The sequence below is a fragment of the Streptomyces sp. NPDC097107 genome (assembly GCF_044762405.1).
In the GTDB taxonomy this organism is placed as follows: Bacteria; Actinomycetota; Actinomycetes; order Streptomycetales; family Streptomycetaceae; genus Streptomyces; species Streptomyces thinghirensis.
This window is the reverse complement of record NZ_JBIWEF010000001.1, coordinates 279,803-300,819: the sequence shown is the minus strand read 5'-3', so window position 1 is coordinate 300,819 and position 21,017 is coordinate 279,803. Positions and strand designations below refer to the sequence as shown.

Here is a 21,017-nt window from a genome sequence, read left to right as displayed (position 1 = left end):
GGGCTGCCCGTCGCGGGTACCGTCCGACACGGTAGCGTCGACCCTGCCATGGAACTTGCCTTCATTCCCAGCCCGTCCAGCGGGGTGCTGCACCTCGGTCCCATCCCGCTGCGCGGCTACGCGTTCTGCATCATCATCGGCGTCTTCGTCGCCGTCTGGCTCGGCAACAAGCGCTGGATCGCCCGGGGCGGGCGGCCCGGCACGGTGGCCGACATCGCGGTCTGGGCCGTTCCCTTCGGCCTGATCGGCGGCCGGCTCTACCACGTGATCACGGACTACCAGCTGTACTTCAGCGAGGGCCGTGACTGGGTCGACGCCTTCAAGATCTGGGAGGGCGGTCTCGGCATCTGGGGCGCGATCGCGTTCGGCGCGGTGGGCGCGTGGATCGGCGCCCGCCGCCGGGGCGTCCCGATGCCCGCGTACGCCGACGCCGTCGCCCCCGGCATCGCCCTCGCCCAGGCCATCGGCCGCTGGGGCAACTGGTTCAACCAGGAGCTCTACGGCAAGGCCACCGACCTGCCCTGGGCCGTGGAGATCACCTCGTCGGCCGACGGACGGGTGCCCGGCACGTACCACCCGACCTTCCTGTACGAGTCGCTGTGGTGCATCGGCGTGGCCCTGCTCGTCATCTGGGCCGACCGCCGCTTCGGCCTGGGCCACGGGCGGGCGTTCGCGCTGTACGTCGCCGCGTACTGCGCGGGCCGGTTCTGGATCGAGTACCTGCGCGTCGACGACGCCCACCACATCCTCGGTCTGCGGCTGAACAACTGGACCGCGCTCTTCGTGTTCCTGCTGGCCGTGGTGTACATGGTGCTCTCGGCGCGGATGCGGCCGGGCCGGGAGGCCGTGGTCGAGCCGAGCGCGGAGTCCTCGGACGGTGACGCCGGGGACGACGCGAAGGGGGACACGGACGCCGAGGCCGAGGCATCCAAGGACTCCAAGGGCTCCACGGATTCCGAGGGCGCCGTAGGCGACAAGGACGCCGGTGACGACGGCACCGTTGAGGGCGCGAAGGACGTGAAGGACGTGAAGGACGGGGCCGACTCGGCCAAGAAGGGCTGACGGCCCGCCGCCGCACGTCGCCGAGGGCGCCCGGAACTCTCCGGGCGCCCTCGGCCTGTGTCGGGACGCCTGTGTCGGGACGCCTGTGTCCGGACGCCCGTGTCAGGACAGGGCGGGCCGCCGGGCCAGTGACAGGGTCCGCTGGGCCGTCGCCACCACCGCCGCGTCGACGAACCGCCCGTCCGGCAACGCCAGTGCGCCCGGCTGCGCGGTGGCCGCCTTGACGATCGTCTCCGCCTCCTCCAGCTCCCGTTCGGTCGGCAGGTACGCCCGCTCGATGATCGGCAGCTGGCGGGGGTGGATCGCGGCCCGGCCGAGGAAGCCCAGGGCCCGGCCGTGGGCACAGGAGGCGGCCAGGCCCTCCAGGTCCCGGGTGTCCGGATGCACCGTCTGCGACGGCGGCGCCAGCCCCGCCGCCCGCGCGGCCACGACCACGCGCGAGCGGGACCAGTCCAGGCCCGCGTCACCGCGTACGCCCAGGTCGGCCCGGAGGTCGGCCTCGCCGAGGGCGATGCCGCGCAGTGACGGATGGGCCGCGGCGATCCGGTACGCGCGCTCCACGCCCAGGGCCGTCTCCAGGAGCGCGTACAGGGGCGGCCCGCCGGTCGCCGCCGCGACGCCGGTGATCTGCTCCGGGGACGCGACCTTGGGCAGGCGCAGCCCGGACAGTCCCGGCAGCGCGGCCAGCGCCGCCAGGTCCGCCGCGGCGAACGGCCCGTCCAGGGCGTTGACGCGGACGTGGACCGGCACCGGCTGCGGCTCGGTGAGCAGCTCGGCGGTGGCCTCGCGGGCGTACTCCTTGCGGTCCGGGGCGACCGCGTCCTCCAGGTCGATCACGACGACGTCGGCGCCGGCGGCCAGCGCCTTCGCGACCACCCGCGGCCGGTCCCCGGGGGCGTACAGCCAGGTCAGCGGGGGTGCGGTCATACGACGCCCTCCTCGCGCAGCTCCTTCACATCCGCCGGGGTCAGGCCCAGCTCGGTCAGCACCTCTTCGGTGTCCGCGCCGTGCGGGCGGCCCGCCCAGCGGATCGCGCCGGGGGTCGCGGAGAGCCGGAAGAGGACGTTCTGCATGCGCAGCGGACCCAGCTCGGGATCGTCGACGGTGGTGACCGTGTCGAGGGCCTGGTACTGCGGGTCGGCCATCACGTCCCGTACGTCCTGGACCGGGGCGACCGCGGCCTCGGCCTTTTCGAAGGCGGCGAGGACGTCGGCGCGGCTGTGCCGGGCGATCCAGTCGCCGACCGCCGCGTCGAGCACGTCGGAGTGCCGGGCCCGCTCGGCGCCGGACCCGAACCAGGGCTCGTCGATCAGCTCCGGGCGGCCCACCAGGCGCATCACGCGCTCGGCGACCGACTGGGCCGAGGTGGAGACGGCGACCCAGGTGCCGTCGGCGGTGCGGTAGGTGTTGCGCGGGGCGTTGTTCTGGGAGCGGTTGCCGGTGCGCGGCTGCACGTGGCCGAGCTGGTCGTACCAGGTCGGCTGAGGGCCCAGCACGGTCAGGATCGGCTCGATGATCGCCATGTCGACGACCTGTCCCTCGCCGGTGCGCTCCCGCGCGGCGAGCGCGGTCATCACGGCGTACGCCGTCGCCAGGGCGGCGATCGAGTCCGCGAGGCCGAACGGCGGCAGTGTCGGGGGCGCGTCCGGTTCGCCGGTCATCGCGGCGAAGCCGCTCATGGCCTCGGCGAGCGTGCCGAAGCCGGGGCGGCGCGCGTACGGGCCGAACTGGCCGAAGCCGGTGACCCGGGTGAGGACCAGGCGCGGGTTGACGGCGGACAGCTCGTCCCAGCCCAGGTCCCACTTCTCCAGGGTGCCGGGGCGGAAGTTCTCGATGACGACGTCCGCGGTGGCGGCGAGGCGCAGCAGGGTGGTGCGGCCGGCGGACTTGGACAGGTCCAGGGTGATCGTGCGCTTGTTGCGGCCCAGCAGCTTCCACCACAGGCCGATGCCGTCCTTGGACGGGCCGTGGCCCCGGGAGGGGTCGGGCCGGTCGGGGTGCTCGACCTTGACGACCTCGGCACCGAAGTCGCCGAGCATGGTGGCCGCGAGCGGGCCCGCGAAGAGGGTGGCGAGGTCGAGGACGCGCAGGCCGGTCAGCGGGGCGTGGACGGGGGCGGGGGGCACGACGGGCGGGGGCACGGTCATGGGCGGGTGGCCTCCCTGTGGGTGAGGTGGGCGAGGGTGTCGAAGCCGGTGCCGTCGAAGTCGCCCACCGAGGTGGCCAGGCGGTTCTTCAGGGGGGCCGTCCAGTGCTCGGGCAGGGCGGCGGGGGAACCGGCCAGGAGACCGGCGACGCTGCCGGCGGTGGCGCCGTTGGAGTCGGTGTCCCAGCCTCCCGACACGGCACGGGAGACCGAGCCGGTGAAGTCGCCGTCCGCGTGGGTGAGGGCCGCGGCGAGCAGGGCGGTGTTGGGGACGGCGTGGACCCAGTGGTGGGTGGGGGAGTGGCGGGCGTGGAGCGCGTCCACGACGGTGTCGAAGTCGGCGTGGGTTTCGGCGAGGTGGACGCCGTGGCGGACGGCTTCGGCGAGGCGGGACCCGGGCGGTACGACCGCGAGGCCGGTGCGCAGACAGGCGTGGACGTCGTGGGTGCCGGTGGCGGCGGTGGCGATGACGGCCGCCGCGAACATCGCCGCGTAGACGCCGTTGGCGGTGTGGGTGAGGGTCGCGTCGCGGTGCGCCTGCTCGGCGGCGGCGGCCGGGTCGCCGGGGTTGGTCCAGCCGTGCACGTCGGCGCGGATCAGGGCGCCGATCCACTCGCGGAAGGGGTTGCGGTGGCGGGCGGTGTGCGGGGGTTCGAGGCCGGTGAGGAGGTTGCGGTAGGCGAGGCGTTCGGCGGTGAAGGTGCGGCCTGCGGGCAGCTCGTCGAGCCAGACGCGGGCGACGTCGGCGGTGGTGAAGGTCCTGCCGTGTCGCTGGAGGAGCAGGAGGCCGAGCAGGGGGTAGTTGAGGTCGTCGTCCTCGGGCATGCCGTCGATGTTCTCGGCGAGGGAGGTCGGCGCGGAGCGGCGGTTCCAGGGGTACGTGGCGGTGAGGCCCGCGGGGAGGCCCCGGGCGGTGAAGTAGGCGGTCGGGGGCCAGTTGCCGGCGGCTTTGGCGAGGAGGCGGACGCCGGTCAGGGGGAGCTTCTCGACGGGCTTGCCGAGGAGGCAGCCGGCGGCACGGCCGAGCCAGGCCGCTTCCAGACGGGCGGGGAGCACGGCTTCGGGCCGGGGGGCGGGCCAGTCGGGGCACAGGGCCTCGATCCGGTCCAGTTCGGTCGGTTCCTGGTCCGTCAGCGGGCTCGGCAGGTCGGCCAGTCCGTCCAGCAGGTCCTCCGCCAGCAGGCGGAGGCGGGGGGAGGCCGGCTGCGTGGACGTGCCTGCTCGGGCGGGGGCCTCGCGGCCGCCTGCCGCCCTCCAGCGAGCCGCGATCGCCGACGGGTCGCGGCCGTCCTGCGCCGCCTGGCGAAGTTCGTGGCCGATCAGGTCCTCGGGCTGGACCCAGGTCAGTCGGAGCATCCCGCGCCTCCGATCGCGGTGAACGCCCGCTCGTGGAGGCGGCGTCGCGCCACATCGCGCTCGAAGACCTCCCGGGCCACGGCGGTGAGCGTCGCGGCCGGTTCCCAGAGGTCCAGCCGGCTCGCCTCCGCGACCGTCTTCGCCCAGTCCTCCGGGACCGGCGAACTCAGCGCACCGGCCAGCGCGCCCGCCATCGTGGCGATGGAGTCGCAGTCCCGGCCGTAGTTCACCGCGCCGAGGACCGCGTGCCGGTAGTCGCCTCCGGAGACGAGTAACATGCCGAGGGCGACGGGCAGTTCCTCGATCGCGTGCACGCGGGACGGGCGGCGTGCGGCCAGTGAGGGCGCGCGGTAGTCGGGGCCCACCGTGTCGTAGGGGGCCACCGCCTCCCGCAGCGGCGCGAGCGCCGACTCGAAGTCCGAGTACCGGGAGGCCACTTCGCATACCGCCTCGATCGCCGCGCGGGTGCCGTCCTTCGCCAGGGACAGACAGGCCGACACCACCGAGTCCGGCGTCGCCCCCGGCGCGCACGCCGCGGCCACCGCCGCCGCGAGGACACCCGCCGCCTCACGGCCGTACGACGACTGGTGTGCGCCGGCGACGTCCAGCGCCTCGGCGTAGGCGCCCGCCGGGTGGGCGGCGTTGACCAGGCCGACCGGGGCCATGTACATCGCGGCGCCGCAGTTGACGATGTTGCCGGTGCCCGCCTCGCGGGGGTCCACGTGGCCGTAGTGGATCCTGGCGGCGAGCCACTTCTCCGCCAGGAAGACCCGTTGGAGCGGGAGCGCCTCGGCCTCCAGCTCCGGGATCCAGCGCGGGTTCGTGATCAGGTCCGGAACCAGGTGCTCGGAGACCGAGTAGGCGTCGAGGTGGTCGCGGACCGTGCCGTACACCCGGACCAGCGCGTGGGTCATCAGGGTGTCGTCGGTGACGTGGCCGTCACCCTTGTGGTACGGGGCGATGGGGCGGGCGGTGCGCCAGGCGTCGCCGTTCCAGGGGCCGACGACGCCGTGGACGCGGCCGCCGTGGCGTTCGAGGATCTGCTCGGGGGAGTAGCCCTCGACCGGGCCGCCGAGCGCGTCACCGACGGCCGCGCCGACGAGGGCGCCGGTGATGCGCTCCTGAAGGGTCGGCGTGGCCTTCTCCACTGTGCCGTTCGCCGCTGTGCCGGGTGTCCTCATGTCGCGTGTCGCCCTTCTCGTCCTTTCCGTCCTTCGGGTCCTTCGCGTTCTTCGCGTTCTTCGCGTCGGGACGGTTGCGTGGCGTGCAGGAGTCCGGCGAGTTCGACCAGGTCGGTGCCGGTGAGACGGGGCAGTACGCAGCCGGGGAGGGTGCGGCAGGTCTCCCGCCAGGACGCGGGGATCGACGTGCCGCCGCCCAGCGCACCGGTGAGGGCGCCCGTCAGCGCGGGAGCGGAGTCGGCGACCCTCGACAGACAGGCCGCCGCCGGTACGGCCTCCGCGATGCGGCCCCGGGCGGCGGTGGCCAGGGCGAGGGCGACCGGGACGGTCTCGGCGGCGGCGATGCCGTAGCTGTAGACGTGGTCGACGATCTGGTGCTCCAGCAGCGGCACGAGAGCGAAGGTGCTCTCGGCGTCCGCCGCCAGGGCCAGTGCCTGGCGGGCATTGCGGCCGATCTCCGTCTCTCCGGGAAGTTCGGCGAGCGCGGCGTCCACGCAGGTGCGCACGTCCGCGCCGTCGAGAGCGCACGCCACGGCCGCCGCCATGGCCCGCGCGCCGTGCACGCCGTCGCCGTCCTGGGTGTAGCGGGCGTCGAACTCGGCGAGGTCGGCGGCGGGCCGCGGGTCGCCGGGGTGGGCGACGGCGAGGACGCAGGCCCGGACGCAGGCGGCGTCGTCGAAGTAGTGCGGGTTGTCGTGGCCGGTGGCGGGCGGGCGCAGGCCGGTGGCGAGGTTGCCGAGCCCGGCCCGTACCGAGATGCGGGCCCGCAGCGGCAGTACCGCCGACTCGGCCTCCGGTGCCCGTTCCGTCGCCGCGGCCACCTCACTGGCGACGGCGTTCCAGGTCAGGTCGATCGCCGCCCGCATCCGGCGTTCCCGGCTCAGGTCCCCGAGCGCGCTGTCGTCGCCGGCCCGCAGCACCGCCTCCGCCGCGAACGCCGCCCACTCGGCGTCGTCGGACGGGCCGAGGCGCAGCGGCTCAGGGGGCTGGTTCAGGGCGATGGGGACGGGGAGGGTGGTGGTCGCGTTCTGCTCGGCGAAGGTGTCCAGCTCGCGGGTGAGGCGGCGCGTCCACTCGGGCATCCGGGCGGCCCGGTGCCGGGCGGCGGGCCAGCCGGCGGCGTCTCCCGCGGCGAGCCCGAGGAGGAGCCCCTCGATGCGGTCGGGTCGCGGTGCCGGGCGGGGCGGGGCGGCAGCCTCGGGCCCGGAGCCGGGTGGCGCGGTGGCTTCGCCCCATGGCGCGGTGCGGGGCGGGGCGGCGGGCTCGGGACCCGGCCGGTGCCCGCTGCCGGTGGGCGCGGGCTCCTCCGGCGCGCCGGGCGGTGCGACGTACGCCGTGGTGGCGGGTTCCTCACCGCCGGGACGTGCCCGGCTCACGGCGTCACCCCCGTGGGCTCGTCGCGGTCCATATGCGTTGCCGGTTCCGGGCTGGGCGTCTTCGTGTCCGCGCTTCGTGTTGCCGGTTCCGGGCTCGGCGCTCCCGTCCCCCCACTCCGCGTCACCGGTTCCGTCCTCCGCGTCCCCGCCTCCGCACCGCGCGTCCCCGCCTCCGCACCGCGCTGCGCCTCCTCCGCACCGCGCAGCGCCTCCTCCGCCCCCCGCGTCAGCAGGTCCGCCACCTCCAGCACGTGGTGTCCGGCCATCGCCGGCAGGCAGCTGCCGCGGGCCGGGCCGATGGCCGATGCCCACTCGGCGGGGATGGCGGCGGCTCCTTGGGTCGCGCCGGCCAGGGCGCCGGCCACCGCTGCCGTGGTGTCGGCGTCGCGGCCCATGTTGACGGCCGTCAGCACCGCGTCCGTGAAGTCGCCGTCGGCCGCCGCGTACGCGCCGAAGGCGAGGGCGACCGCCTCGGGCGCCAGGTCGGTCCAGGGGTAGCCGCCGATGACCACCGCGGAGCGGACGGCGCGTTCGCCGCGGTGGGCCGCCGTCATCGCGCGGCGCAGGCAGCGGGCCGTCCAGGAGTCGTCCGGTACGACGGCCAGGGCGGAGGCGACGACCGCGACGGTCGGTGCCCCCGCCATCGCCGCCGCGACTCCCGCCGCCACCGCCTGGCCGCCGTAGATGCCCTCGCCCTCGTGGCTGACCGAGCCGTCGATCGCCACCAGCCGGGCCGCCTCGGCGGGACGGCCCGCCGCGAAGACGCCGTAGGGGGCGGCCCGCATGGCCAGCCCGTCGCTCCAGGCGTGGCGGTGCTGCGCGGAGATGGGGGCGGCGAGGCCCCGGCGCAGGTTCTCCAGGGTGCCGCGTTCGCTGAAGCCCGCGCCCCGGAAGGGACCCTCCTCCCGGTCCGCGATCCACTCGTGCCAGGCCGTCTCGACATGGGCGGGGGTGAGCGCGGAGCCGTACCGGGCCAGCAGCAGGCCCGAGAAGATCGCGTACTCGGTGTCGTCGGTGCCGGCCGGCTTCCTGGCCACGTATCCCGTGATGCGGCCCCAGCGGGCGCGGATCTCGGAGGGCTTCATGTTCTCGGCCGGCGCCCCGAGGGCGTCGCCGACGGCCAGTCCCAGCAGTGCGCCCCGGGCCCGTTCGCGGAGCCCGACGGCGTCACCGGGCGCGGGGACCGGGGGAATGCAGGCGGTGGATGCCATGCGGCCGCTCCTCTCCCTTTGCGCATCTGTCCCCGGTGGGTGTGCCGCGCAGCCTCACAGGGCTCAGCGTCACCCGGTCGACATGTGGGCAGTCAAGATCACGGATGAGCGCACAAGGGTAAAGCCGCTGGTAAGCCCAGCCTTTCCTTGCTGGCGAGGCGGAAATGATCGGCGTAGATTGGTTGTTGTCGAGAAGTAGACCAGGTCCAAACTAGCTTCCCCGGGGGAACTCTCATGGCCATCATCGAGACCGAGGCGCCGCTGCACGAGGCGCACCGCGACAACCACACCCACCGCGACGTGAACGGCGGCTGGCTGCGCCCCGCCGTCTTCGGCGCCATGGACGGCCTGGTCTCCAACCTCGCCCTGATGACCGGTGTCGCGGGCGGCACGGCGAGTCAGCAGACCGTGGTGATCAGCGGGCTCGCCGGACTCGCCGCCGGCGCCTTCTCCATGGCCGCCGGCGAGTACACCTCCGTCGCCTCGCAGCGCGAGCTCGTCGAGGCCGAGCTGGACGTGGAGCGCCGGGAGCTGAAGAAGCACCCGGCGGACGAGGAGGCCGAGCTGGCCGCGCTCTACGAGGCGCGGGGCGTGGAGCCGGGACTCGCGCGCGAGGTGGCCCGGCAGCTGTCCCGTGACCCGGAGCAGGCCCTGGAGATACACGCCCGCGAGGAGCTGGGCATCGACCCCGGCGACCTGCCCTCGCCGTCGGTCGCGGCCGTGTCGTCGTTCGGTTCGTTCGCGCTGGGCGCCCTGCTGCCCGTCCTGCCGTTCCTGCTCGGCGCCACTGCGCTGTGGCCCGCGGTGGTGCTCGCGCTGGCCGGGCTGTTCCTGTGCGGCGCGGTGGTGGCCAAGGTGACGGCGCGCAGCTGGTGGTACAGCGGACTGCGCCAGCTCGCCCTCGGTGGTGCGGCGGCCGGTGTGACGTACGTCCTGGGCGGCCTGTTCGGAACGGCCGTAGGATAGCCCGGCTCGAACTTATGCGTCGGACCGCATAGGTAGCCGTTACTCGCTGGTTTCGAGTGTGTGATCCCCGGGCATGAGCCGTAAGCGCTGTGGGCAATGAGGCCCGCCGCGCATCGGCGGAGTGAGCGACGAAGCTCCCTCCGTGCCCCGGGCCGGCGGGCATCGATCTGTCCGCTGCGGTCTCCATAGCTTCCACCGCCGGGTGCGGCACCCCGCCGCGGACCCCCGGTGTCCGCATGTTGGAACGGATTATCCCGGTTCCCGAGAACCACTCCATCATGTAACCTGCACGAAATTTTGCACTCAAGCAGAGGGCCAACGTCGTCCCTCGGCAACTTGCACATGCCAGATGACGACGACGGGAGAGCCGATGCGTACGCCGCGCCAGCCGTCCCAGCATTCCGCGAATGGCCAGAACCGGTCCTTCATGGATGCTCGCCCTGCTGCGCAGGGTATGTACGACCCCCGCAACGAGCACGACGCCTGTGGCGTCGGTTTCGTCGCCACTCTGACCGGCGAGGCGTCCCACACCCTGGTCGACCAGGCACTCACCGTGCTGCGCAACCTCGAGCACCGGGGTGCCACCGGCTCCGAGCCCGACTCGGGCGACGGCGCGGGCATCCTCTCCCAGGTGCCGGACGCCTTCCTCCGCGAGGTGGCCGGATTCGAACTGCCCGAGGCCGGGGCGTACGCCGTCGGTATCGCCTTCCTGCCGGTGGACGGCACCGAGGACGCCGTCTCGCGGATCGAGGCGATCGCGACCGAGGAGGGCCTCACCGTCCTCGGCTGGCGCGAGGTCCCGGTCGCCCCGCAGTTGCTGGGCGCCACCGCCCGCTCGACCATGCCGGTCTTCCGCCAGATCTTCGTGGCCGACGGCGAGTCGCAGGGCATCGCCCTCGACCGCCGCGCCTTCGTGCTGCGCAAGCGCGCCGAGCGCGAGGCCGCCGTCTACTTCCCGTCGCTGTCCGCGCGGACCATCGTCTACAAGGGCATGCTGACCACCGGCCAGCTGGAGCCCTTCTTCCCGGACCTGTCCGACCGCCGCTTCGCCTCCGCGATCGCGCTCGTGCACTCCCGGTTCTCGACGAACACCTTCCCGGCCTGGCCGCTCGCCCACCCGTACCGCTTCGTCGCGCACAACGGCGAGATCAACACGGTCAAGGGCAACCGCAACTGGATGGTCGCCCGCGAGTCCCAGCTCGCCTCCGGTCTGTTCGGCTCCTCCCCGGACCTGGAGCGGCTCTTCCCGATCTGCACGCCGGACGCCTCCGACTCCGCCTCCTTCGACGAGGTCCTGGAGCTGCTGCACCTCGGCGGGCGCTCGCTGCCGCACTCCGTGCTGATGATGATCCCGGAGGCGTGGGAGAACCACGACTCCATGGACCCCGCCCGGCGCGCCTTCTACCAGTTCCACTCCACGACGATGGAGCCCTGGGACGGCCCCGCCTGCGTCACCTTCACCGACGGCACCCAGGTCGGCGCCGTGCTCGACCGCAACGGTCTGCGCCCCGGCCGCTACTGGGTCACCGACGACGGCCTCGTCGTCCTCGGCTCCGAGGTCGGCGTCCTGGACATCGACCCGGCCAAGGTCGTCCGCAAGGGCCGCCTCCAGCCCGGCCGCATGTTCCTCGTGGACACCGCCGAGCACCGCATCATCGAGGACGACGAGGTCAAGGCCCAGCTCGCGGCGGAGAAGCCGTACGCCGAGTGGATCGAGGCCGGCGAGATCGAGCTGTCCGACCTGCCCGAGCGCGAGCACATCGTGCACACCCACGCCTCGGTCACCCGACGCCAGCAGACCTTCGGGTACACCGAGGAGGAACTGCGCGTCATCGTCGCACCGATGGCCAAGGCCGGTGCCGAGCCGATCGGCTCCATGGGCACCGACTCGCCGATCGCCGCGCTCTCCGAGCGCCCCCGGCTGCTCTTCGACTACTTCACCCAGCTGTTCGCACAGGTCACCAACCCGCCGCTGGACGCGATCCGCGAGGAACTGGTCACCTCCCTGCGCAGCTCCCTGGGCCCGCAGGGCAACCTGCTGGACCCGACGGCCGCCTCCTGCCGCAGCGTCCTGCTGCCCTTCCCGGTCATCGACAACGACGAGCTGGCCAAGCTCATCCACATCAACGCCGACGGCGACATGCCCGGCTTCAAGGCCGCGACCCTCTCCGGTCTCTACCGGGTGCACGGCGGCGGCGACGCGCTCGCCGCGCGCATAGAGGAGATCTGCGCCGAGGCCGACGCCGCCATCGAGAACGGCGCCCGGCTGATCGTCCTGTCCGACCGCCACTCGGACGCCGAGCACGCCCCGATCCCCTCGCTGCTGCTCACCGCGGCCGTCCACCACCACCTCATCCGCACCAAGCAGCGCACCCAGGTGGGCCTGCTGGTCGAGGCCGGCGACGTCCGCGAGGTCCACCACGTCGCCCTGCTCATCGGCTACGGCGCCGCCGCGGTCAACCCGTACCTGGCCATGGAGTCCGTCGAGGACCTGGTCCGCGCGGGCACCTTCCTCCAGTCCGTCGACGGCGAGCCCGAGCAGGCCATCCGCAACCTGATCTACGCCCTCGGCAAGGGCGTCCTCAAGGTCATGTCCAAGATGGGCATCTCCACCGTCGCCTCCTACCGCGGCGCCCAGGTCTTCGAGGCCGTCGGCCTCGACGAGGCATTCGTCGCCAAGTACTTCAACGGCACGGCCACCAAGATCGGCGGCGTCGGCATCGACGTCATCGCCAAGGAGGTCGCAGCCCGCCACGCCAAGGCGTACCCGGCCAGCGGCATCGCGCCCGCCCACCGCGCCCTGGACATCGGCGGCGAGTACCAGTGGCGCCGTGAGGGCGAGCCGCACCTGTTCGACCCGGAGACGGTCTTCCGCCTCCAGCACTCCACGCGCTCCGGCAAGTACGACACCTTCAAGAAGTACACCGAGCGGGTGAACGAGCAGTCCGAGCGGCTCATGACGCTCCGCGGGCTCTTCGGCTTCAAGAGCGACCGCCGGCCGATCTCCGTCGACGAGGTCGAGCCCGCCTCCGAGATCGTCAAGCGCTTCTCCACCGGCGCCATGTCGTACGGCTCCATCTCCCAGGAGGCGCACGAGACCCTCGCCATCGCCATGAACCAGCTGGGCGGCAAGTCCAACACCGGTGAGGGCGGCGAGGACCCGGAGCGCCTGTACGACCCGGCACGCCGCTCCTCGATCAAGCAGGTCGCCTCCGGCCGCTTCGGCGTCACGTCCGAGTACCTGGTCAACGCGGACGACATCCAGATCAAGATGGCCCAGGGCGCCAAGCCCGGCGAGGGCGGCCAGCTGCCCGGCCACAAGGTGTACCCCTGGGTCGCCAAGACCCGGCACTCCACCCCCGGCGTCGGCCTGATCTCCCCGCCGCCGCACCACGACATCTACTCCATCGAGGACCTCGCTCAGCTGATCCACGACCTGAAGAACGCGAACCCGCAGGCGCGGATTCACGTCAAGCTGGTCTCCGAGGTCGGCGTCGGCACGGTCGCGGCGGGTGTCTCCAAGGCGCACGCGGACGTCGTCCTCATCTCCGGCCACGACGGCGGCACCGGCGCCTCCCCGCTCACCTCGCTCAAGCACGCGGGCGGTCCCTGGGAGCTGGGCCTCGCCGAGACCCAGCAGACCCTGCTGCTCAACGGCCTGCGCGACCGGATCGTCGTGCAGACCGACGGCCAGCTCAAGACCGGCCGGGACGTCGTCATCGCCGCGCTCCTCGGCGCCGAGGAGTTCGGTTTCGCGACCGCGCCGCTCGTCGTCTCCGGCTGCGTCATGATGCGCGTCTGCCACCTGGACACCTGCCCGGTCGGCATCGCCACCCAGAACCCGACGCTGCGCGACCGGTTCTCCGGCAAGGCCGAGTACATCGTGAACTTCTTCCGGTTCATCGCCGAGGAGGTCCGCGAGATCCTCGCCGAACTGGGCTTCCGCTCCATCGAGGAGGCCGTCGGCCACGCCGAGACCCTCGACGTCACCCGCGCCGTGAACCACTGGAAGGCGCAGGGCCTCGACCTGGAGCCGCTGTTCCACGTGCCCGCGCTGCCCGAGGGCGCGGTGCGCCACCGGGCCGTCGAGCAGGACCACGGCCTGGAGAAGGCGCTCGACAACCAGCTGATCAAGCTGGCGTCGGACGCGCTGGCCGCCTCCGACGCCACCGACGTCGCGCCGGTGCGCGCCCAGGTCGCGATCCGCAACATCAACCGCACGGTCGGCACCATGCTCGGCCACGAGGTGACCAAGAAGTTCGGCGGCGCGGGCCTGCCCGACGACACCGTCGACATCACCTTCACCGGCTCCGCCGGCCAGTCCTTCGGCGCCTTCGTCCCGCGCGGCATCACGCTGCGCCTGGAGGGCGACGCCAACGACTACGTCGGCAAGGGCCTCTCCGGCGGCCGGGTGATCGTCCGCCCCGACCGGGGCGCCGACCACCTCGCCGAGTACTCCACCATCGCCGGCAACACCATCGGCTACGGCGCCACCGGCGGCGAGATGTTCCTGCGCGGCAAGGTCGGCGAGCGCTTCTGCGTCCGCAACTCCGGCGCGCTGGTCGTCTCCGAGGGCGTCGGCGACCACGGCTGCGAGTACATGACCGGCGGCCACGCGGTCGTCCTCGGCGAGACCGGGCGCAACTTCGCGGCCGGCATGTCCGGCGGCGTCGCCTACGTCATCGACCTCGACCGCGACAACGTCAACGCCGGCAACGTGGGCGCGATCGAGGCCCTCGACGAAACCGACAAGCAGTGGCTGCACGACGTGGTGCGCCGGCACCGGGAGGAGACGGCCTCCACCGTCGCCGAGAAGCTGCTCGCCGACTGGCCCGCCGCCGTGGAGCGCTTCAGCAAGATCATCCCCAGCACGTACAAGGCAGTGCTCGCCGCCAAGGACGCCGCCGAGCGAGCCGGTCTCTCCGAGACCGAGACCACCGAGAAGATGATGGAGGCGGCGACCAATGGCTGATCCCAAGGGCTTCCTGAACCACGGACGCGAGGTCGCCAAGACCCGCCCCGTCGAGGAGCGCGTCAAGGACTGGAACGAGGTCTACGTCCCCGGCTCCCTGCTGCCGATCATCAGCAAGCAGGCCAGCCGGTGCATGGACTGCGGCATCCCGTTCTGCCACAACGGCTGCCCGCTCGGGAACCTGATCCCCGAGTGGAACGACTACGCCTACCGCGAGGACTGGTCGGCCGCGCAGGAGCGCCTGCACGCCACCAACAACTTCCCGGAGTTCACCGGCCGCCTGTGCCCGGCTCCGTGCGAGTCCGCGTGCGTGCTCGGCATCAACCAGCCGCCGGTCACCATCAAGAACGTCGAGGTCTCGATCATTGACAAGGCGTGGGAGACCGGGGACGTCGCCCCGCAGATCCCCGAGCGCCTGTCCGGCAAGACCGTCGCCGTCATCGGCTCGGGCCCGGCGGGTCTCGCCGCCGCCCAGCAGCTGACCCGGGCCGGCCACACGGTCGCCGTCTACGAGCGGGCGGACCGCATCGGAGGCCTCCTGCGGTACGGCATCCCCGAGTTCAAGATGGAGAAGCGGCACATCAACCGCCGTATCGAGCAGATGCGCGCGGAGGGCACCCGCTTCCGCACCGGCGTCGAGATCGGCCGCGACCTCAAGGCCACCGACCTCAAGAAGCGCTACGACGCCGTGGTCATCGCCGCCGGCGCCACCACCGCCCGCGACCTGCCGGCCCCCGGCCGCGAGCTCAAGGGCATCTACCAGGCCATGGAGTACCTGCCCCTGGCCAACAAGGTCCAGGAGGGTGACTACGTCGCCCCGCCGATCACGGCCGAGGGCAAGCACGTCGTCGTCATCGGCGGCGGCGACACCGGCGCCGACTGCGTGGGCACCGCCCACCGCCAGGGCGCGGCCTCCGTCACCCAGCTGGAGATCATGCCCCGGCCGGGCGAGGAGCGGGACGCGGTGCGCCAGCCGTGGCCGACCTTCCCGATGCTCTACAAGGTCACCTCGGCCCACGAGGAGGGCGGCGAGCGGGTCTACGCCGTCTCCACCACCCACTTCGAGGGCGACGAGGACGGCAACGTCCAGTGGCTGCACATGAGCGAGGTCGAGTTCATCGACGGCAAGCTCACCCCGAAGCCGGGCACCGAGCGCAAGATCCCGGCCCAGCTGGTCACCCTCGCCATGGGCTTCACCGGCACCGACCGGGAGAACGGCCTGGTCGACCAGTTCGGCCTGGAGCTCGACGAACGCGGTAACATCGCCCGGGACGCCGACTTCCAGACCAACGTGCCGGGTGTGTTCGTCGCCGGTGACGCCGGCCGCGGCCAGTCGCTCATCGTCTGGGCGATCGCGGAGGGCCGCTCGGCCGCCCGCGGCGCCGACAGCTTCCTGACCGGAGCCAGCGAACTGCCGGCCCCGATCCGCCCGACGGACCGCGCCCTCGCGGTCTGACGGACGGAACAACCGAAGAACGTCCCGCACAAAGGCGTGCGGAACACTGATGGCGCCTGCCCCGTCCCCGACCGGACACAGGGCAGGCGCCGTCGCATCCGCGCCTACGGCAGTCGCTACGGCAGCCGGTACGTGTCCCCGTACATCTCCCACACCAGCGGCGTGTCCAGCTTCATGTTCCCGGCCTCCAGGAACCGGCGCTGCGCCGTGTCCACGCGGGAGGTGTCGATGCCCGGACGCTTCGCCCGCATGGCGTCCCGGCGGACGTCCAGGAAGGTCTTCAGGTAGGCCTTCTCGGCGCCGCCCCGCCCCGGCGTCCTCGCCTCGCGCATGGCCCGCTCACGCAGCCCGTAGAAGCCCTCGGCGTCCGTGTCGGGGCCGTGGAAGACCATCGCGTCGAAGTAGACGAACTGCCCCAGCGTGCCGAGACCGTCCAGCTTGGCCAGGCGGACCGCCGGTTCGAAGTAGACGCGGTCGCGCTCCTCCTCCTGGGCCGCACGGAACGCCGGGAGTTCCGCCTCCGCCTGCCAGGCGGCCGTGAAACCGGGGTCCAGGCCCTCGTGGGAGTCGCTGCCGTCGACCTCGCGCAGGGCGGGCAGGTACTCCGCCAGGCCGTTGTCCGGGTAGGACTTCGTGTAGCGCTCGACCAGCGTGAGCAGATCGTGCGTGCCCGTGCAGAAGCCGATGATGCCCGCCGTGTAGCCGCACCCGTCGCCGAGGTCGTCGATCGTGCCGTAGGAGGTGCGCCACTTGGTCGTCGAGCTCTCGGCGCTGGACACCAGCTGCTGGGCCAGCTCCTTCTTCGCGGGGGCGGCGAGCCCCGGCGGCAGGCCGGCGATCAGCGCGTCGTCCGCCTCCCGCTCCTCCTCCGCCCGGCTCTTGGCGTCCTCGCGGGACGACTGGGTGGTGGCCACGGGCGGCGTCACCGGGGCGTCGGCCGAGTCCGCCGGCATCACGAAGTACACCCCCGTGGCGATCACGGGAACGGCCGCGAGGAGCAGCACACCGGCACGTTTCATCGGGGAACACCTCTCATAGGGGAAGACCTCCGCCTGTCAGTTCCGACACCTTGACCGCCGCCGTCACCGCCAGCAGCACCACCAGCCCCGCGCACGCGCCCACCTGGACCGCCACCCGGCGCCCGCCCCGGGGAGCGTAGGCGTACGCCAGGGCCAGCGCGCCGCCCACCAGCAGGCCGCCGAGATGGCCCTGCCAGGAGGTGAGCCCGGCGGACACCACCAGCCACAGCAGCAGCAACCCCATGAAACGGTTGACCGAGGTCATGTCCGCGCCCAGCCGGCGGTGCAGGACGTAGTACGCGGCCGCCACGCCGAAGACCGCGCCCGACGCCCCGACGGAGGACTGCCAGGGGTCGTCGAACACCAGCTGCAGGACGGAGCCGCCCAGCGCCGACAGCAGGTACAGGACGGCGAAACGGACCCGGCCGAGCATCAGCTCCACCACCCGCCCCAGCTGCCACAACGCGATCATGTTCATCGTGATGTGCAGGATCCCGAACGTCCCCTCGAACGGCGAGACGTGGAGGAAGGCGCCGGTGAGCAACCGCTCCCACTCGCCCCCGGCGACGCCCTCCACCCGAACCGGCCCGAAGACGAAGCGGGGGCCGTCGCCGGCGTAGTAGCCGCCGTCCGGGCCGACCAGCCGCGCGCCGACCATGGCGAACCGGTCCACGATCTCCGGCCGCACCACCTCCGCCAGATACGCGAGGACGTTGAGACCGAACAGGACGTACGTCACCACGGGCGTCGTCGACACCCGCCCGCCGACGAGCGTCCGGGCCTGCCGGAGCGACCGCGCCGCCTCCTTCACGCACTCGGGGCAGTGATGGCCCACGGACGCCTCGCGCATGCAGTCCGGGCAGATGAAGCGCTCACAGCGGATGCAGCGGACGTGGCACTCCACCGCGGGATGGCGGTAGCAGGTGGTGACGGTGGACTCGGAATCCACGGCCGGCTCCTCGGGACGGGACGGACGATGAGCCGGTGGGGACGGCGGCGAACAAAATAGCGAATGCCTGTGGATGAGCTGAGAGGCGGGGTGCGCCGTGCCGTAACCTCGGCAGCCAGATGCCGTACGTACGGGGTGACGGGGGGAGTCCGCATGGCCGCGATCAGTCTCACCAAGCTGCGGGAGACCGCGCCGGCGCTGGTCGGTCCGTACAGGAGCGCCGGGGTGTCGCTGGCCAAGCACGGGCTGGAGCGGACACGGGCGGCGGTCTACCTCGTCGTCGACTACTCCGGTTCGATGAAGCCGTACTACAAGGACGGCAGCGTGCAGGCGCTCGCCGACCGGGTGCTCGGGCTGTCCGCACACCTCGACGACGACGGCACCGTGCCGGTGGTGTTCTTCTCCACGGACGTCGACGCCGTCACGGAGATCGCGCTCGCCGACCACCAAGGCCGGATCGAGCGGATCGTGGCCGGCCTCGGGCACATGGGCAGGACCAGCTACCACCTGGCCATGGACGCCGTGATCGACCACTACCTCGACAGCGGCGCCCGCCACCCCGCCCTGGTCGTCTTCCAGACCGACGGCGGCCCGGTCAACCGGCTCGCCGCGGAGCGGTACCTGTGCAAGGCGGCGCCGCTGCCGCTGTTCTGGCAGTTCGTCGGGTTCGGCGACCCGGGCAGCCGCCAGTTCGAGTACCTGCGCAAGCTCGACGAGCTGGCGGTGCCGGGCAAACGGGTCGTCGACAACGCCGGGTTCTTCCACGCGGGCCGCGACCCGCGGAAGGCGACCGACGCCGAGCTGTACGACCGACTGGTGGGCGAGTTCCCCAAGTGGCTGGTGGCCGCGCGGGCGCAGGGCATCGTGCGGCCTGCCTGAGACAGGGCCGGCGGCCCGGCGGTCAGTGAGTGCGGCGGGGGCCGGCGGGCCGGCGTTCAGTGGGGTCGGCGGGCCGGCGTTCAGTGGGGTCGGCGGGCCGGCGTTCAGCGGGGTCGGCGGGGGCCGTCGGGCCGGCGGGCCGGGCGGCTCAGCGGCTCAGCGCGAATCCCAGCACCACACCCGCCGACACCTCCACCATCCCCGGTGCCAGGTCCCCGGCCGAGCCGCCGCCCCCGCCGCCGTGACCGCGGTACTGGACGAAGGACTCGGCGTCCACGTCCTGGATGTGCACCACCGGACCCAGCCGCACACCCGCCGCCTCCGTGTACACGTCGGCCTTGCGCCGCGCGGCGGCCACGGCCCTGCGGCGGGCCTCGTCGCGCATCGCCGGCTTGTCGTGCACGTCGAACTCGACGCTGTCGATGCGGTGCGCGCCCGCCTCGACCGCGTCCACGATCAGCCGCTGGAGGTCGTCCAGCGCACCGGTCTCCACGGAGTACGAGGCCTGGCAGCGGTAGCCGGCGAACGTCCGCTCACCGCCGTAGCCGTTGTACTCCGAACTGAGCGTGAGCCGGGAGCCCGAGACCGAGGTGTCCGGTATCCCGTGCCGGCGCAGCACCTCGCGCAGCCGTGTCACGGCCGTCCCCGCCTCCTGGAAGGCCCCGTCCGGCGAAGGCTCCAGCACGTCCACCGCCAGCTTCACCCGCACCAGTTGCGGTTCGACCCGCACACTGCCCGCACCGAACACACTGAGCCCCCAGGGCTCCCTGATCGTCTCCGTCATGCGCGCATTGAAGCACCGTTCGCCGGTCCATGTGCCGGCCCACGTGCCGGCCCACGTGCCGGTCCATGTGCCGGCCCACGTGCCGGTCTACGTGTCGCACTCCAGCACCGTCCGGCACAGCCCGCACCGCGCCCGTACCCGCCCCCGTACCGGCACCCTGATCCGCTGATGACAGGTCGGACAGGGGAACGACACCCGCAGCGGCTCGCGCCCGCCCGGCGTGAAGGAGTACGGGCCCTCCGCCGGAGGAACGGGGACGGCACGCGGGTCCTGCGCGTGGCGGCGGTCCCGGGCGTAGCGGCGACGGCCCGCCCAGCCGGCCGCGGTGAGCGGCGGCTGCTGCTCGTCCCGGCGGGCCCTGGCCATGCCCTTGACGTACGCCGTGTAGGCCTGCGGACTGGTGAACCACACCGACGGGTCCTCACCGAAGACCAGCGCCCGCTTGGCCAGGACGTAGCCGAACTCCTCCGGCGTCAGATATCCGAGCTTCTGCGACGACGCCGAGTCCTCCCGGTAGGCGTCGAGCAGCAGCCAGCCGGCGCCCAAGTACGTCGTCGCGGTGTCGGTGAGGATCTCGTTGTCCCGGGTGCCGGGGAAGGACAGGTCGAGGCGGTGCAGATACACGTGCATCACCTCGTGCGCGAGGGCCGCGCCGATGTCCCGGCGATGAGTGCGGAAACGGTCGTTCAGCTCGATGAAGTACTCGGGCCCCGCCGCCAGCTCGACACTCGCCGCGTGCGTCATCTCCCGGAAGGAGACGATCATCCGGGCGTCGGGGAGACGGTAGTGACGCACCAGTTCGCGGGCCACCCGCTGGGTGCCCAGGTACAGGTCGTCGGTGTCGCAGAACGCCACGTCGGCCGGGGCCACGCTGGCCGAGAACGTCTGCACGGTGTCGTAGGACAGCCGCTTGTAGAGCGCCGTGACGGCGGCCCGCACCGTCTCCAGGTGCGGGTAACCGTGCTCGACCGGTCCGCCGTTCGCCACGCCTGAACCCCCAAGACGCCTGAACCCTTCTCCCACTGTACGAGGAGGACCGCCGTACGAGCAGCGCCGAGCCCTCCCCGCGCGGCGCCCGCACAAACCGTTCGCCCCGCGCTCCGGCCCACGGCACGATCCGGAACCGTGACCAGCGAACAGCACTCAGTCGCCGCCGCCACCCCGCGCGCGGGTGGCGCGGACGACGACCTGGAACAGCGGCCCGACGACGAGCTGACCGCCTTCAACACCGCGGCCGCCGGCGGCGCGCGGACCCAACCCCTCACCGTGCGCGTCACCGACGCGCCGGGCGCCCTGGCCGGCGGGCTCACCGCCTGGACCTGGTCCACCCTCGCCTCCGTGGACGTGCTGTGGGTGTGCGAGGAGCAGCGGCAGGCCGACTGGGGGAGCCGGCTGATGCGGGCGGGGGAGGAGGCGGTCCGGCGCGGCTGCAGCGACATGATCGTGTCCACACACACCTTCCAGGCGCCCGGCTTCTACCCGAGGCTCGGTTTCCGGGAGCGGGGCCGCGTCGAGGGCGTGCCCGGCGGACACGAGGGCGTGCCCGGCGGACACGAGGACGTGTACTTCCACAAGCGGATCGGGGTGGGTGGCACCGGCGGCGTTCTCGGGGCCTGAGACGGACTGCGACAGCCCGGGGCCCGCCCGTAGGGTTGGCGCC

General features: G+C 72.9%; 16 protein-coding genes. 6 read left to right on the top strand and 10 right to left on the bottom strand.

Translation table 11 applies throughout. From position 1 onward, the window contains the following. Positions 1-48 precede the first annotated feature (48 nt). Positions 49-1,062: a prolipoprotein diacylglyceryl transferase gene (gene lgt / locus ACIQ1J_RS01410; protein ID WP_403553106.1), complete on the top strand. Its 1,014-nt coding sequence runs from the start codon at positions 49-51 to the stop codon at positions 1,060-1,062. Between the two features lie 102 nt (positions 1,063-1,164). Here the strand turns inward: lgt and ACIQ1J_RS01405 are convergent, their stop codons facing one another. Genes ACIQ1J_RS01405 through ACIQ1J_RS01380 form a run of 6 tightly spaced genes read right to left on the bottom strand, consistent with a single transcriptional unit; the run spans position 1,165 to position 8,332 of the window. Continuing rightward, positions 1,165-1,989, bottom strand: a complete 825-nt coding sequence (locus ACIQ1J_RS01405) for an HpcH/HpaI aldolase/citrate lyase family protein (protein ID WP_403553104.1) — start codon at positions 1,987-1,989, stop codon at positions 1,165-1,167. After that, positions 1,986-3,209, bottom strand: a complete 1,224-nt coding sequence (locus ACIQ1J_RS01400) for a CaiB/BaiF CoA transferase family protein (RefSeq protein ID WP_403553102.1) — start codon at positions 3,207-3,209, stop codon at positions 1,986-1,988. Before ACIQ1J_RS01400 ends, ACIQ1J_RS01405 begins: the two co-directional genes overlap by 4 nt. Continuing rightward, a complete protein-coding gene (locus ACIQ1J_RS01395; RefSeq protein WP_403553100.1) occupies positions 3,206-4,564 on the bottom strand; it encodes an ADP-ribosylglycohydrolase family protein in 1,359 nt (452 codons plus the stop codon). The genes ACIQ1J_RS01400 and ACIQ1J_RS01395 overlap by 4 nt, the downstream gene beginning before the upstream one ends. Then, positions 4,552-5,745 carry an ADP-ribosylglycohydrolase family protein gene (locus ACIQ1J_RS01390; protein ID WP_403553098.1) on the bottom strand — a complete coding sequence of 398 codons (1,194 nt, stop codon included), beginning with the start codon at positions 5,743-5,745 and terminating at the stop codon, positions 4,552-4,554. Before ACIQ1J_RS01390 ends, ACIQ1J_RS01395 begins: the two co-directional genes overlap by 13 nt. Then, complete coding sequence (locus ACIQ1J_RS01385) at positions 5,742-7,121, bottom strand: ADP-ribosylglycohydrolase family protein (protein WP_403553096.1); 1,380 nt, start codon at positions 7,119-7,121, stop codon at positions 5,742-5,744. The genes ACIQ1J_RS01390 and ACIQ1J_RS01385 overlap by 4 nt, the downstream gene beginning before the upstream one ends. Continuing rightward, the gene (locus tag ACIQ1J_RS01380) at positions 7,118-8,332 is read right to left on the bottom strand and encodes an ADP-ribosylglycohydrolase family protein (RefSeq protein ID WP_403553094.1); all 1,215 of its coding nucleotides are present in this window, start codon (positions 8,330-8,332) and stop codon (positions 7,118-7,120) included. The genes ACIQ1J_RS01385 and ACIQ1J_RS01380 overlap by 4 nt, the downstream gene beginning before the upstream one ends. 234 nt (positions 8,333-8,566) lie before the next feature. On the opposite strand from ACIQ1J_RS01380, the gene ACIQ1J_RS01375 reads away from it, so the two are divergent. From ACIQ1J_RS01375 to ACIQ1J_RS01365, 3 genes are all read left to right on the top strand, one after another. Further along, on the top strand, positions 8,567-9,298 hold the full coding sequence (locus ACIQ1J_RS01375) for a VIT1/CCC1 transporter family protein (RefSeq protein ID WP_403553092.1): 732 nt from the start codon (positions 8,567-8,569) through the stop codon (positions 9,296-9,298). Positions 9,299-9,725: 427 nt separating this feature from the next. Further along, positions 9,726-14,270: a glutamate synthase large subunit gene (gltB, locus tag ACIQ1J_RS01370; RefSeq protein ID WP_403553090.1), complete on the top strand. Its 4,545-nt coding sequence runs from the start codon at positions 9,726-9,728 to the stop codon at positions 14,268-14,270. After that, a complete protein-coding gene (locus ACIQ1J_RS01365) occupies positions 14,263-15,726 on the top strand; it encodes a glutamate synthase subunit beta (RefSeq protein ID WP_337303686.1) in 1,464 nt (487 codons plus the stop codon). Before gltB ends, ACIQ1J_RS01365 begins: the two co-directional genes overlap by 8 nt. A gap of 116 nt (positions 15,727-15,842) precedes the next feature. Here the strand turns inward: ACIQ1J_RS01365 and ACIQ1J_RS01360 are convergent, their stop codons facing one another. Together ACIQ1J_RS01360 and ACIQ1J_RS01355 are read right to left on the bottom strand one after the other, a co-directional pair. Beyond that, the gene (locus tag ACIQ1J_RS01360; protein ID WP_403553088.1) at positions 15,843-16,745 is read right to left on the bottom strand and encodes a chitosanase; all 903 of its coding nucleotides are present in this window, start codon (positions 16,743-16,745) and stop codon (positions 15,843-15,845) included. A 13-nt stretch (positions 16,746-16,758) separates the two neighbouring features. Beyond that, positions 16,759-17,694, bottom strand: coding sequence for a rhomboid family intramembrane serine protease (locus tag ACIQ1J_RS01355; protein ID WP_403553086.1), 936 nt, complete (start codon positions 17,692-17,694; stop codon positions 16,759-16,761). A 153-nt stretch (positions 17,695-17,847) separates the two neighbouring features. Between ACIQ1J_RS01355 and ACIQ1J_RS01350 the strand changes: the two genes are divergently transcribed. Continuing rightward, the gene (locus ACIQ1J_RS01350) at positions 17,848-18,573 is read left to right on the top strand and encodes a vWA domain-containing protein (RefSeq protein WP_403553084.1); all 726 of its coding nucleotides are present in this window, start codon (positions 17,848-17,850) and stop codon (positions 18,571-18,573) included. 148 nt (positions 18,574-18,721) lie between these two features. Here ACIQ1J_RS01350 and ACIQ1J_RS01345 read toward each other — a convergent pair whose 3' ends face one another. After that, positions 18,722-19,357, bottom strand: coding sequence for an SIMPL domain-containing protein (locus ACIQ1J_RS01345; RefSeq protein WP_210959087.1), 636 nt, complete (start codon positions 19,355-19,357; stop codon positions 18,722-18,724). An 87-nt stretch (positions 19,358-19,444) separates the two neighbouring features. Beyond that, positions 19,445-20,344 (bottom strand): hypothetical protein, encoded by a 900-nt coding sequence (locus tag ACIQ1J_RS01340; RefSeq protein WP_403553082.1) that lies wholly within the window; start codon positions 20,342-20,344, stop codon positions 19,445-19,447. A 138-nt stretch (positions 20,345-20,482) separates the two neighbouring features. Between ACIQ1J_RS01340 and ACIQ1J_RS01335 the strand changes: the two genes are divergently transcribed. After that, positions 20,483-20,974 (top strand): GNAT family N-acetyltransferase, encoded by a 492-nt coding sequence (locus ACIQ1J_RS01335; protein ID WP_403553080.1) that lies wholly within the window; start codon positions 20,483-20,485, stop codon positions 20,972-20,974. The last annotated feature ends 43 nt before the right edge of the window (positions 20,975-21,017 follow it).

Excerpts from the sequence above, each read along its gene's own strand:
- lgt (WP_403553106.1), top strand. The coding sequence starts at position 49 with ATGGAACTTGCCTTCATTCCCAGCCCGTCCAGCGGGGTGCTGCACCTC.
- ACIQ1J_RS01405 (WP_403553104.1), bottom strand. The coding sequence starts at position 1,989 with ATGACCGCACCCCCGCTGACCTGGCTGTACGCCCCCGGGGACCGGCCG.
- ACIQ1J_RS01400 (WP_403553102.1), bottom strand. The coding sequence starts at position 3,209 with ATGACCGTGCCCCCGCCCGTCGTGCCCCCCGCCCCCGTCCACGCCCCG.
- ACIQ1J_RS01395 (WP_403553100.1), bottom strand. The coding sequence starts at position 4,564 with ATGCTCCGACTGACCTGGGTCCAGCCCGAGGACCTGATCGGCCACGAA.
- ACIQ1J_RS01390 (WP_403553098.1), bottom strand. The coding sequence starts at position 5,745 with ATGAGGACACCCGGCACAGCGGCGAACGGCACAGTGGAGAAGGCCACG.
- ACIQ1J_RS01380 (WP_403553094.1), bottom strand. The coding sequence starts at position 8,332 with ATGGCATCCACCGCCTGCATTCCCCCGGTCCCCGCGCCCGGTGACGCC.
- ACIQ1J_RS01375 (WP_403553092.1), top strand. The coding sequence starts at position 8,567 with ATGGCCATCATCGAGACCGAGGCGCCGCTGCACGAGGCGCACCGCGAC.
- gltB (WP_403553090.1), top strand. The coding sequence starts at position 9,726 with ATGGATGCTCGCCCTGCTGCGCAGGGTATGTACGACCCCCGCAACGAG.
- ACIQ1J_RS01365 (WP_337303686.1), top strand. The coding sequence starts at position 14,263 with ATGGCTGATCCCAAGGGCTTCCTGAACCACGGACGCGAGGTCGCCAAG.
- ACIQ1J_RS01360 (WP_403553088.1), bottom strand. The coding sequence starts at position 16,745 with ATGAAACGTGCCGGTGTGCTGCTCCTCGCGGCCGTTCCCGTGATCGCC.
- ACIQ1J_RS01350 (WP_403553084.1), top strand. The coding sequence starts at position 17,848 with ATGGCCGCGATCAGTCTCACCAAGCTGCGGGAGACCGCGCCGGCGCTG.
- ACIQ1J_RS01345 (WP_210959087.1), bottom strand. The coding sequence starts at position 19,357 with ATGACGGAGACGATCAGGGAGCCCTGGGGGCTCAGTGTGTTCGGTGCG.